A 12,162-nucleotide genomic window follows, 5' to 3' on the forward strand; every position below is an offset into this window, starting at 1 on the left:
CTCAGTCCAGCCCGAGCAGTTCCCTGACCTCTGCGGCGCTATGCGCGATCAGTGCGCCGGCAGGACCATCGATCCTGTCCTGCGGCCAGAAGATGGTGCGCATGCCGGCGGCGACGCCAGCGATGGCACCCGTGACGCTGTCTTCCATCACCACCGTGTCGACCGGATCGATGCCGGTCAGCCAGGCGGCGCGCAGATAGGGCTCGGGATCGGGCTTGCCGTTGCGCACGTCGTTGCGGCTGATGGTCTTCATCGCCGGCTCGTGAAGGCCGACGGCACGCAGATTGACGTCAACCACCATGCGGTCGGAATTCGAGACGATCGCTTGGATCACGCCGCTCGCCTTGAGGTCGCGGAAAATCTCCATCGCGCCCTCACGCGGCAGAAGACCCGGCGCATGCCTCATATAGTGGTTGTATTTCAGGTTGATCCAGTCGTCGAATTCCAGGCCGAGGCCGAATTGTTCGCGCAAGACCTCATAGACCGGCCGCGCCGCCTGGCCGACGACGCGGGCGTGCAGATCGACCGGCGGCTCGACGCCGACGCTGCGCAGTGCGGCGACCAGCGATTGCTCGTGCAGCGGCTCGCTGTCGATCAGCGTGCCGTCCATATCCCAATACACTGCCTTCGGTGTCATCTGACCGGTCCTTGTTCACCCCATTGCTCATAGGAGCTTTGGCGGCGGAAATGAACCGTTCATATGGCCTTCGAGGACACATGCGCGTGCGTCCGGCCTTCAGCGACGCCGGCCGCAGGGGCTGTTGCCGTCGAGGAACCCGACATCGCGCTTGAGGTGGTCGGAGAGGTCCCTGGCATCGAGGACCCGCCGCCGGGAACGCACGCCGAAGACGGCAGCCAGCCGCGCAGTCCAGCTGATCTGCTCGCAATGGATAAGACTTGCCTGTACCGTGGCCATGATCGTCATCCTTATGAGTTGCTTGAAGAGTGCTGATGCGTTGGCCTACATATTGGTTTGTAATGATTGGCATTTCCAATTGAACGTCGATCACGACCCATTAAGAGCCCTTATGCATAGGATGCCCCTGGCATGAGCCAGCAACTGCCGCCGCTGACGGCGCTACGGGTTTTCGAGGCTGCCGCGCGCCATGGAAGCTTCACCAAGGCTGCGACCGAGCTCGGCATGACCCAGGCGGCGGTCAGCTACCAGATCAAGCTCCTGGAGGAGCGGGTCGGCACGCCGCTATTCTTGCGAAAACCCAGGCAAGTGGTGCTGACCGAAACCGGCAGCCGCTTGGCGCCGGCCGTCGGCGACGCCTTCAACATACTGGGCGAGGCCTATGCCGCGGCGCGGGCCGGATCGGGCGGCACCTTGTGCATCTCCACCGTGCTGACCTTCGCCTCCAACTGGCTGGCCCGGCATATCGGCTCGTTCCAGATGCGCCATCCCGCCATTGCCGTGCGGCTCGACACATCCAGCCACATGGTCGATTTTGCGCGCGAGGAAGTCGATATCGGCATCCGCTCCGGAGACGGTGCCTGGCCGGGCCTGGTCTCCCACCTGCTTTTCCGCGCCCAATATACGCCGATGCTCAGCCCTCGCCTGGCCGACAGCATCGGCGGGGTGAAGGAGCCAGCCGACCTGCTCAAGCTGCGCATCCTCGATCCGACCGATGTCTGGTGGAAGCGCTGGTTCGAACTGGCGAACGTGCCGACCGACAGCCTGGAGGGGCGGCCCGACACCTCGATGGGCTCGCAGGCCTATGAGGCAAATGCGGCGATGGCCGGCCAGGGCGTGGCGATCCTGACGCGCAAGTTCTTTACCAACGAGATCGCCGAGGGCCGGCTGATCCAGCCCTTCGACCTGCTTGGCGACGATGGCCATGCCTACTGGCTGGTCTATCCGGAAGCGCGCCGCAACGTGCCCAAGATCCGCGCCTTCCGCGAATGGATCCTGCCCGAAATCGCCGACTTCGGCGGCTGAACGGCCGCGCCGCGCGCGGGCATTCGCGACCCTGCTGGCTCAATGCTTGGCGCCCGTGACGGCTTGCCACGTCGGGCGGTTTGCTTCAAAAGCTGACCACGGCGAGGCAAAACTGAAGGTTTTGAGGCCGAATCGAACGATATCGGCGGCATTTCTCGCGATAATCGGCACGAAAGACGGAAAACATGTCTGCGATCGAAACCGGCGCGCAATCACCGGCAAGTCCTTGGCGCGACGAGCTTCGCGCGATGCTCGCGCTCGCCTGGCCGATGATCCTCACCAACCTGGCGCAGACCGCCATGACCGCCACCGACGTGATGATGCTCGGCCGGCTGGGGCCGGATGCGCTTGCCGCCGGCGCGCTCGGCTCGAACCTCTATTTCGCACCGCTGATCTTCGGGCTTGGCCTGATGTATGCGACCTCGCCGATGATGGCCGCCGAACTTGGCCGCAAGGCACATTCCGTGCGTGATGTCCGCCGCACAGTGCGCCAGGGCCTGTGGCTGGCAGTCCTCATCTCGATCCCGATCTGGGCCCTGTTGTGGTACACCGAGGCGATCCTGCTCGTCATGGGCCAGGACCCCAAGCTGGCAGAACAGGCCGGCATCTATGTCCATCACCTGCAGTGGGCGGCGTTGCCGTTCTTCGGCTACATCGTCTTGCGCTCGTTCATCTCGGCGCTCGAGCGCCCCGGCTGGGCACTGGTCATCATGGCTATCGCCGTCGCCGCCAACGCGCTCGGCAACTGGCTTCTGGTGTTCGGCAAATGGGGCTTCCCCGAGATGGGTATCGCCGGTTCCGGCCTTGCCACCAGCATCGCCAGTGCGATGATGTTTGTCGGCATGGCCGCCGTGGTGATGACGGAAAAGAAGTTCCGCCGCTACCGGCTGTTCGGACGCTTCTGGCGGGCCGACTGGCCGCGTTTCATGGCGTTGCTGAAGCTCGGCGCGCCGATCTCCGGCATCCTCGCCTTCGAGGTCACCATCTTCAACGCCGCCGCCTTCCTGATGGGGCTGATCAATTCGGCTTCGCTCGCGGCGCATGCCATCGCCATCCAGATCTGCGCGGTGACGTTCATGATCCCGCTCGGCCTCGGCCAGGCCGTCACCGTGCGCGTCGGGCTGGCATTTGGTGCAAAAGACCATGACGGCATCACCCGCGCCGGCTGGACCGCCTATGTGCTCGGCGTCGGCTTCATGGCGCTGATGGCGATGGTGATGGTGTTCTGGCCGCATCTGCTGATTTCGGCCTTCATCGACGTCGGCGACCCGGCCAACGCCCAGGTGATCGGCCTGGCAGTCAGCTTCCTGGTGTTCGCGGCGCTGTTCCAGGTGGTCGACGGCGCCCAGGCGGTGTCAGCCGGCCAGTTGCGCGGGCTGCAGGACACGACGGTGCCGATGATACTCGCGGCAATAGGCTATTGGGGCGTCGGCCTGCCGCTCGGCGTCGTCCTCGCCTTCCGTTTCGGCTTCGAGGGCCGTGGCATCTGGATTGGCCTGTTCACAGGCCTCGCGGTGGTCTCGGTTCTGCTTCTTTGGCGCTGGCTCAGGCGCGAAAAGCTCGGCCTGATGGACAAGCCGGTGATCTGAAGGAAAGGGCCGCGGAAAACCGCGGCCCTTGTTGCATCAGCTTTCCGACGACATCGCCCCGAGTAGCCGCCTGATGTCGCCGAACCTGGCGATCAGTCCGAACACGAGAGCCGCAACGGCGACAAAGAACACCGACACCGAGGCCATCGTCGGCGTATAGCCGTAGCGCAGGGCGTTGAATATCTTGATCGGCAGCGTTTCGAGCGTGAAGCCGATGGTCATGTAGGCGACGATGTACTCGTTGAGCGACAGCACGAAGGCAAAGGCGTAGCCCGAGACGAGGTAGGGCCGGATCAGCGGCAACACCACCGTCTTCAGCACCGTGCGATCGTCGGCGCCCATCGTCGCCGCGGCCTCGACCAGCGAGCGGTCGATCGAGGCGAAGCCGAGCGACAGCGTCACCAGCGGCAGCGTGACGAAGAAGATGGCGTGACTGATGACCGCCGTCCACGGCTGACCGTAGAAACCCGTGGTCGCCCAGAACGTCAGCATGCCGAGCGCGGTGATCACGGGCGGCAGGATGAACGGCGCCAGCCCGAGGATCTGGAACACGTTGGCCCAGGGTGCGATGCGCCGCCACAGGAACCAGGCCAGCGGCAGGGCAATGGCGACCGCAAGGGCTGCGGCGGTTACCGCCAGCGACAGCGAGGCGATCAGCGCCTTGCGCCATTCCGGATCGGCGAAGATCTGCGCATACCAGGCAAGCGAAAAGCCCTTAGGCGGAAAGGCCAGGTCCTGCTTTTCGTTGACCGAAACGCCGGCAACGACGATCAGGGGTGCCGCGAGGAACAGGGCAACGGCCGCGAAATAGAGCCGGCGAAGGAATGTCTGTTTCACAGCGCGTTCTCCCTGCGTCCGACAAGCAGCGTCAGCCCCACCAGCGCCAGTGACATCAACACCAGGAACACCGCCATCGCCGCGGCAAACGGCATGTTGGACTGATAGATGGCCTGGTCGGTGATCAGCACCGACAGCGTCCAGTGCGACGGCCGGCCGAGGATCTGCGGCAGCAGGTACGAGCCGAGCGCGAAGACGAAGACCATGATCAGCGTGGCAACGATGGTGTTGCGAAGCGCCGGCACGACGACGTTCATGAACGCCCTGACCGGCGAGGCACCGAGCGTGCGCGCGGCCTCCAGCAGCGTCGGATCAAGCCGCACCAAAGCCGGATAGAGCACCAGGATGGTGTAGGGCAGCGCCTGGTAGACCATGCCCGTCAGCACCGCCCAAAAGCTCGGCAGCAGCGCCACCGGCTCCTTCATCAGGCCGATGGCGACAAACAGGTTGGTGATGCCGGCGGTGCGCGAAAACAGCGTCGACCAGGCAAAGCCGATGATGACTTCTGACAGCGACAGCACCGACAGCAGGCAGACGAGCCAGATCGTCTGCACCTTGCGTGGCCGCTTGGTCAAAAGGAAGGTGAAGGGGAAGGCGATGACGACGCAGCAGATCGCCACCATCACCGCCAGCACCAGCGAAAAGCCGAGCACCTTGCCGAAGAACAAGCTGAGGAAGCGAGCATAATTGGTGAAGACGAAATCGGGCGTATAGAAGCCCGAGGGATCACGCTGGAAGAAGCTGACGGCGATCATCGTCGAGAACGGGATCACGAAGAAGACGATCAGCATCAGCCCGGGGAAGAACAGCGGGCTGTAATCTGCAAGCGATTTCGGCGCCTCGCGTTTCATGACTTAAGCACCACGCAGGCTTCCGCCGGCAGGATCAGGCCGACCTGCTGGCCGGCTACCACTTCGGGCCGCTCGCGCGGCGTGGCGACCGCAACGATGGTCTTGCCGCCGGCCTCGACGAAGGTCTCGATGGTGCCGCCGAGGTCGCGCACGAAGGTGACGGTGCCGGCAATCGCGTCGCCGCCGACCGGTCCGAGGTGCACGTCCTCCGGGCGGATCGACACGGACGCCTTGGTCAGGCCTTCGGGCATCACAAGGTTGGGAATGGCCTGGCCGAGCACCGAGACGCGGCCGAGCCTGTCGGCGGTGGCATCGAGCAGGTTGGTCATGCCGATGAAGTCGGCGACGAAGGCGTCGGCCGGCTTGCGGTAGATTTCGATCGGCGGGGCCGCCTGCAGGATCTTGCCGTGACCCATCACGACGACGAGGTCGGCCATGGTCATGGCCTCGCGCTGGTCGTGGGTGACGACGAAGGTGGTGATACCAAGCCGCTGCTGCAGCTGGCGCAACTCGACCTGCATCGCCTCGCGCAGCTTGGCGTCGAGCGCCGACAGCGGCTCGTCGAGCAGGAACAGTTTCGGCGATAGCGCCAGAGCACGGGCGATCGCGACGCGCTGGCGCTGGCCACCGGAAAGCTTGGCCACCGGGCGATCGGAAAACCCGCTCAGATGGATGAGCTTGAGCAACTCGTCCGAGCGCTTCTTCTGGTCTTCGCGCGAGGCGCCGCGAATGCGCAAGGGGTAGGCGATGTTGTCGCCGACCGACAGATGCGGAAACAGCGCCAGCGACTGGAACACCATGCCGAGATTGCGCTTGTGGGTGGGTACCGGGGTGATGTCGGTGCCGTCGAGCAGGATCTCGCCGCTGGACGGATCCTCGAGCCCGGCGATCATGCGCAGCAGCGTGGTCTTGCCGCAGCCAGACGGGCCGAGCAGGCAGACGAACTTGCCGTGGGGCACCGACAGGTTGGCGGTGTCGACAGCCTTGAAGCTGCCGAATGACTTGGTGATGTCCTTAAGCACGAGTCCGGACATGAGGGGCACCTGCTCGTTTGAAGGTTCTACGAATTGCATGGCACTGCCGTCGGCAGCGAAGGCGCTGGTACCCTCCCCCTTGTGGGGAGGGTCGGCGCGAAGCGACGGGGTGGGGGTCTGCAAGCTCAGTGTTTCGCGGGTACCCCACCCCGCCCTGCGGGCCACCCTCCCCACAAGGGGGAGGGTAATCCAGATCAGCCGACGATCAGCTCGGTCCACTTCTGGTTAATCCAGTCGGCCTTGGTGGTGTAGAGGTCGTAGCGCGGGATGATCGGCGGAATGTCCGACGAGACGGCGGCGAACTCTTCAGGCTTGAGGTCGAGAACCTCTTTCTTGAGCGTCGGCGCAGTGCCAACCTTGCGCGACATCAAGGACTGAACCGCCGGCTGGCTCATATGGTCGATGAAGATGTGCGCTTCGTCGACCTTGGTCGAGGCGCGCGAGATGACCCAGTTGCCCGAGTCCTGGATGCCGCCTTCCTTGGGGAAGGTCGAGCGCACCGGCTGGCCGTCAGCCGCGGCAAGGCCGGTGACGTCGTGGTAATACTGGCCCATCGGGATCTCGCCGGACTTCAGCGCCTGTTCGAACTGCGCTTCGTCGCGATACCACAGCCGGACATTCGGTTTGACCTCGGCCAGCTTCTCGAGCGCCTTGAGGATGCCCTCCTCGGTGTCGAGTGCCTTGGTGCCGCCCATGAAGGTGGTGGCCGTCACCTCGAGCAGGAACGAGTTGGAAGCAAGCGCCAGAAGCCCGAGCTTGTCTGCGTTTGCCGGGTCCCAAAGGGCAGCCCAGGAAGTCGGCGCCTCCTTGAACACATCCGTGTTGGTCACCAGCGTGATGTACCACGCCACAGCGCCGATGCCGGCGATGCGGCCGTCAGGATATTTGTTGATGAAGTGATCGAGCAGATTGGCGTGGTTCTTGATCTTGGCCGCATCGATCGGCGTCCACAATTCGGTGGCCTGCCCCTTCAGCGTCGCTACTTGCGACATCATCGAAATGTCGGCCGGAGCCTGTCCGGCCTTGGCGGCCTGCTCGAGCTGCACCAGCCAGGCCTCGCCGGTCGGCTCGGCGATCGACTCGACGGCGATGCCGGTCGCCTTGGTGAATTCAGGAAAGATGTGCTCGTCGAACGACTTCTTGAAGTAGCCGCCATAGACGCCGATCTTGATCGACTTCTCCTGGGCGCGCAGGATCGACGGCATGGCGAGCAGGCCGGCCGAGGCGACGCCGGCACCGAGCACGGCGCGGCGGCTCATCGGGTGGTTCAGTATCTTGGTCATTTGTCTTCTCCTCATTTATTGCCGGCTTTGCGCCGGCTGTTCCCACGGATTCTTATGATGGATAATGACTGAGTGTGGTTCAGCGTGCTGCGGCGCGGGCCTCCAGTGAACGGGCGTATTGGGTGAGCGGATAGCAAAGCACGAAGAAGATCAGCGCCACCAAGCCGTAGACGGTGAACGGCTCGAAGGTCGCGTTGTTGATGGCGTTCGAGGTCCTGAGCAGCTCCTCGAAACCGATGATCGAGGTCAGCGCGGTGGCCTTGATCAGCTGGACGAGGAAGCCGACGACGGGGGCGCGGGTGATGGCGAAGGCCTGCGGCAGGATGATCAGGCGCAGCTCCTGGACATAGTGCAGGCCGAGGCTGGCACCGGCATCCCACTGGCCGCGCGGCAAGGCATCGACGCCGCTGCGCCAGATCTCGGCGAGATAGGCGCTGGCAAAGAAGGTCAGGCCGAGCACTGCGGCCGTCCATGGTTCGATGCGGAAGCCGAGCATCGGCAGACCGAAGAACATCAAGAACAGCTGCATCAGCAGCGGCGTGCCCTGGAACAGCGCGATATAGCCGCTGGCAAAGCGGCGCATCCATTTGGTCTTGGAGATGCGCAAAAACAGGATGGCGATGCCGACGACGCCGCCGCCGACAAAGGCCGCGATCGACAAAAGCACCGTCCAGCGCGTGGCGAAGACCAGGTTGCGCAGGATGTCCCAGAAAGTGAACTCGATCATGTCACACCTGCCGAGAGCGTGCGGCGGCCGACGCCGACAAGCAGGCGGCGCAGCAGTATCGAAAGACCGAGATAGATCATCGCCACGACGAAATAGGTCTCGAAGGGACGGAAGGTCCGTGCCTGCAGCATATCGGCTTCGTAGGTGAGTTCACTGACTGCGATCTGCGACACGACCGAAGACTCGAGCATCATGATCACGATCTGGCTCGTCAGGGCGGGAAAGATGACCTTCAGCGCCTGCGGCAGCACGATCTTGACGAAGACCAGGCGCGGCCGCAAGCCCAAAGCAGCGGCCGCTTCGCGCTGGCCTTTCGGCACCGCATCGAGGCCGGCGCCGACGATCTCGGTGGTATAGGCCGCCATGTTGAGCGTCATCGCCAGGATGGCAGCGACGATCGGGTCGAGCCGGATGCCGAGGCTCGGCAGGCCGAAGAAAATGAAGAACAGCTGCACCAGGAACGGCGTATTCCTGATCACCTCGACATAGACCGTAATGGCGCGCTTCAGCCATTTCGGTCCGCTGCGGCGGCCGGCGGCGGCCAGCACGGAGATCAGCGTGCCGGCAATCGTCGTCACCACGATCAAAAAGACCGTCATGGCGGCACCGCGGGCGATTGCGCCCGCAGCCCCTTCAAGCCAGCCGAAGTCGAGGCTGTAGCCCACCGATCAATCCTTGAGGTTTTCGGGGTTGAGCGGAACCTTCAGCCACGCCTCGGACGATTTCGAGAGCCGGCCATCGGCGAGCATCGCCGCCACCGTGTCGTTGATGACCTTCTTCAGGCCTTCCTCGTTCTTGTTGAGGCCGATATGCGACGGCGAGGTCAGAAGCTGGAACTTCTGCTCCGGCTTCAGCGCCTCCTGGCGGGCCAGCACCTGGGCGCCGACGTCATTGCCAACCACCATCAGCTGCGTCTGGCCCGAGATAAAAGCCTGGATGACGGCGTTGTAGTTGTCGAAGCGCTTGATGTCGGCGCCAGCAGGTGCGGCCTCGGTCAGCGAGGTGTCTTCGAGCGTACCGCGGTTGACGGCGATCGACTTGTCGGCGAGGTCTTCCTTGCCTGCGACCTTGAGCTCGGCGGGGCCAATCACGGCGATGTAGTAGGGCGCATAGGCCGCGGCGAAGTCGATGACCTGCTCGCGTTCCTTGGAGTAGCCGACGCTCATCAGCAAATCGACGCGCTTGTCGGTCAGGTAGGGAATGCGGTTCTGGCCGGTCACCGGTACCGGGTTGAGCTTGACCTTGAGCGCGTCGGCGATGGCCTGCGCCACATCCATGTCATATCCCTTGAGGCTCATGTCGGCGCTCGCCGAGGAAAAGGGCGGGAAATCGGCGAAGACGCCGACATTGACCTGGCCGGCCTTGGCGATGTCTTCGAGCGCGTCGGCATTGGCGGGCTGCACGGCGAAGATGGCGGTGCCTGCGACAAGCAGGGCCGCTGCCGTCGATTGCAGAAGCGTCTTGATGTTCATGTCGTGGTTCCCTCTGGAATGTTTGTTTGTTGAACAGTCGCGTTAGCACCTGGCCGCCGCTTCCCAAACAGCGGCCAGTCGAAATTGCTGTGATCAAGCATCCTTGCCGGTGACGAAGGGGCTGAACAGCATCAGGCTCAGTATCTCGAACAGCACCTGGGCGCCGGCATGCGCGGTGTTGGTGGTCGAATCATATTGCGGCGCCACCTCGACGACGTCGCCGCCGACAAGGTTGAGGCCCTTGAGGCCACGAACGATCTCCAGCACTTCACGCGTCGTCAGCCCGCCCACCTCGGGCGTGCCGGTGCCGGGCGCAAAGGCCGGGTCGAGGCTGTCGATGTCGAAGGACAGATAGGTCGGGCCGTCGCCGACGATCTTCTTGGCCTTCTCGATGACGGCCGGGATGCCCATGCCGCTGATCTCCTCGGCGTGGATGACGGTCATGCCGGACTCGTAGGAGAACTCCCACAGATATTCGGCCGAGCCGCGGATGCCGATCTGGATGACGCGGGTCGGGTCGAGCACGCCGTCGAGCACGGCGTTGCGGAACGGGCCGCCATGGTGGAACTTGGTCAGGTCGTAGGCGCCGCCGGTGTCGCAATGGGCGTCGATGTGGATCATGCCGACCGGGCGCTTCTTGCCGACGGCCTTGAGGATCGGATGGGTGATCGAATGGTCGCCGCCGACCGACAGCGGCACCACGCCGGCATCGACGACCTGGCCGATGCGGCGCTCGATGTCCTCATGGCTGAGCTCGAGCCGATAGCGGCTGCGGAACGGCACGTCACCGATGTCGGCCACGCGCAGTTCCTGCACCGGGGCGCAGTCGAGCACGTGATTGTAAGGCCCGATGCGCTCGATGGTGCGCAGCGCACGCGGGCCGAAACGCGAACCCGGACGGTTGGTTACGCCGAGATCCATCGGCACGCCGATCATCGCCACCTGAAGGTCGCCGAAATCGGGATTGTCGTTGTCGACCTGGAGATAGGGGGCTGTCAGGAACGTCGGTACGCCCGAATAGGGCGCCAGCCGGGTTCCGGCCTTGTTGAAGATCTTGTCGGCGACACGGCGAAACTTCGGGTCGAACAGATCGCCGCCGTGGCCTTCGCCGTATTTCTGGCGCAGCTCGGCAAGCTTGTTGACGTCGAAACCCATGATTGCCTCCTCAAAAGTCGCAATGCGGGAACGATCGCCTGCGGCCGTCCGCTCCCGGCGGTCAGCCTGATATCTCGTGTTCCCCGCATGCTTTTTGGTTGTTATTGCGGTGAGTTTCCGGCAGCGCCGTTGAAATAGCAATTGATAATGTTAAGGTCTGCGGTGTGAGAATTTCTCACAGTGCGACGCCACTCCACACGGAGATTTCATGTCCCGGCGCCTGCCCCCGCTGAACCCGCTGCGCGCCTTCGAGGCAACCGCACGCCATGGCTCGCTGACCAAGGCGGCGGGCGAGCTCAACGTTACCCATGGTGCCATCAGCCACCAGATCCGGGCGCTGGAGGCAACGCTCAAGGTCAAGCTTTTGGAGCGCGCCGGCTCGCGGCTGAAGCTGACCCCGCAGGGCGCCGAGCTGCTCCCGGCCGTGACCGGCGCCTTCGAAAGCATCGCCTCGGCCACCGCGCGCATGACGCGGCCGACGAGTTCGGGCAAGCTGACGGTCAGTTGCGTGCCGGCGCTGCTGTCGCTCTGGCTGGTGCCCCGTGTCGGCGGCTTCACCTCGCAATATCCCGGCATCAGCCTGCGCCTCAACGCCTCCAACGACCCCCGCGACATCCATGCGCCCGACGTCGATGTCTGCGTGCTCTATGGCGACGGCAGCTGGACCGACTGCTGGTTGAAGAAATGGTCGACGCTGGAGCTGTTTCCCGTCGTCAGCCCGACGCTGATCAACAACCGGCCGATCCGCAGCGTCCGCGACCTTGCCGACCACGTGCTTTTGCATGCCGACGACGGCCGCGAATGGCACACCTGGCTGGCGGCCGCCGACGCGCTCGACGTCCGTCCGGTGCAGCAACACCACATGTCGGGCGCGAGCCTGACCACCGAAGCCGCCGTCCACGGCCACGGTCTGGCGCTGGGCGACAGCGTCACCGCGTCGAGCATGCTCGCCAGGGGACAACTGGTGACGCCGTTCAACCTGTCGGTGCCGGCGGTCGACGCCTTCTACGTCGTCTGCCGCAACGAGGTGAAATCGGCGCCGATCGCCCAGGTCTTCATCGACTGGCTGTTCGCCCAACGCGAGGAGTTGCCGGCGCGCACCGAACAGGCCGTCACCGGCCAGATCAGCATCCGCAAGCGCCGCGGGCAAAAAGCAACGGCGACCGGCTAAGCATTAGGGCTGCCTCATCTTTCTTGTTCGGCCGATGCAACCATAGGGCCAAGGCTGCTTTTTTCTCGCCTGCGCCTTGATCGCCCCCGCGCTATATCCCA

The 12,162-nt window shown here is 64.1% G+C and carries 13 protein-coding genes; 3 read left to right on the top strand and 10 right to left on the bottom strand.

Going from position 1 to position 12,162, the window contains the following annotated elements; translation table 11 throughout:
* Position 1 precedes the first annotated feature (1 nt).
* Both O1Y97_RS01550 and O1Y97_RS01555 read right to left on the bottom strand, forming a co-directional pair.
* Positions 2 to 637 (bottom strand): HAD family hydrolase, encoded by a 636-nt coding sequence (locus O1Y97_RS01550; RefSeq protein WP_318762843.1) that lies wholly within the window; start codon positions 635 to 637, stop codon positions 2 to 4.
* Between the two features lie 99 nt (positions 638 to 736).
* Positions 737 to 916 carry a hypothetical protein gene (locus tag O1Y97_RS01555; protein WP_246389596.1) on the bottom strand — a complete coding sequence of 60 codons (180 nt, stop codon included), beginning with the start codon at positions 914 to 916 and terminating at the stop codon, positions 737 to 739.
* 132 nt (positions 917 to 1,048) lie between these two features.
* Here O1Y97_RS01555 and gcvA (O1Y97_RS01560) point away from each other — a divergent pair, with 132 nt between their 5' ends.
* Complete coding sequence (gcvA, locus tag O1Y97_RS01560; protein WP_108605748.1) at positions 1,049 to 1,942, top strand: transcriptional regulator GcvA; 894 nt, start codon at positions 1,049 to 1,051, stop codon at positions 1,940 to 1,942.
* A gap of 185 nt (positions 1,943 to 2,127) precedes the next feature.
* A complete protein-coding gene (locus tag O1Y97_RS01565) occupies positions 2,128 to 3,531 on the top strand; it encodes an MATE family efflux transporter (protein WP_318762844.1) in 1,404 nt (467 codons plus the stop codon).
* 36 nt (positions 3,532 to 3,567) lie between these two features.
* Here O1Y97_RS01565 and O1Y97_RS01570 read toward each other — a convergent pair whose 3' ends face one another.
* The 8 genes from O1Y97_RS01570 to speB all read right to left on the bottom strand — a co-directional run bounded on the left by O1Y97_RS01570 (position 3,568) and on the right by speB (position 10,890).
* Entirely contained in the window at positions 3,568 to 4,368 is an 801-nt protein-coding gene (locus O1Y97_RS01570; RefSeq protein WP_108605750.1) for an ABC transporter permease, read from the bottom strand.
* Positions 4,365 to 5,219: an ABC transporter permease gene (locus O1Y97_RS01575; protein WP_108605751.1), complete on the bottom strand. Its 855-nt coding sequence runs from the start codon at positions 5,217 to 5,219 to the stop codon at positions 4,365 to 4,367. Before O1Y97_RS01575 ends, O1Y97_RS01570 begins: the two co-directional genes overlap by 4 nt.
* Positions 5,216 to 6,253, bottom strand: coding sequence for an ABC transporter ATP-binding protein (locus tag O1Y97_RS01580; RefSeq protein ID WP_108605752.1), 1,038 nt, complete (start codon positions 6,251 to 6,253; stop codon positions 5,216 to 5,218). Before O1Y97_RS01580 ends, O1Y97_RS01575 begins: the two co-directional genes overlap by 4 nt.
* A 194-nt stretch (positions 6,254 to 6,447) precedes the next feature.
* Positions 6,448 to 7,536 (bottom strand): ABC transporter substrate-binding protein, encoded by a 1,089-nt coding sequence (locus O1Y97_RS01585; protein ID WP_404801240.1) that lies wholly within the window; start codon positions 7,534 to 7,536, stop codon positions 6,448 to 6,450.
* Between the two features lie 79 nt (positions 7,537 to 7,615).
* Entirely contained in the window at positions 7,616 to 8,263 is a 648-nt protein-coding gene (locus O1Y97_RS01590; protein ID WP_108605753.1) for an amino acid ABC transporter permease, read from the bottom strand.
* Positions 8,260 to 8,928, bottom strand: a complete 669-nt coding sequence (locus O1Y97_RS01595) for an amino acid ABC transporter permease (protein WP_318762845.1) — start codon at positions 8,926 to 8,928, stop codon at positions 8,260 to 8,262. Before O1Y97_RS01595 ends, O1Y97_RS01590 begins: the two co-directional genes overlap by 4 nt.
* A gap of 3 nt (positions 8,929 to 8,931) precedes the next feature.
* The gene (locus O1Y97_RS01600; protein ID WP_318762846.1) at positions 8,932 to 9,735 is read right to left on the bottom strand and encodes a transporter substrate-binding domain-containing protein; all 804 of its coding nucleotides are present in this window, start codon (positions 9,733 to 9,735) and stop codon (positions 8,932 to 8,934) included.
* Positions 9,736 to 9,828: 93 nt separating this feature from the next.
* Entirely contained in the window at positions 9,829 to 10,890 is a 1,062-nt protein-coding gene (speB, locus tag O1Y97_RS01605; RefSeq protein ID WP_108605756.1) for an agmatinase, read from the bottom strand.
* A gap of 208 nt (positions 10,891 to 11,098) precedes the next feature.
* Here speB and gcvA (O1Y97_RS01610) point away from each other — a divergent pair, with 208 nt between their 5' ends.
* Positions 11,099 to 12,061 (top strand): transcriptional regulator GcvA, encoded by a 963-nt coding sequence (gene gcvA / locus O1Y97_RS01610; RefSeq protein ID WP_108605757.1) that lies wholly within the window; start codon positions 11,099 to 11,101, stop codon positions 12,059 to 12,061.
* The last annotated feature ends 101 nt before the right edge of the window (positions 12,062 to 12,162 follow it).

The sequence above is a fragment of the Aminobacter niigataensis genome, from assembly GCF_946995915.1.
In the GTDB taxonomy this organism is placed as follows: domain Bacteria; phylum Pseudomonadota; class Alphaproteobacteria; order Rhizobiales; family Rhizobiaceae; genus Aminobacter; species Aminobacter niigataensis.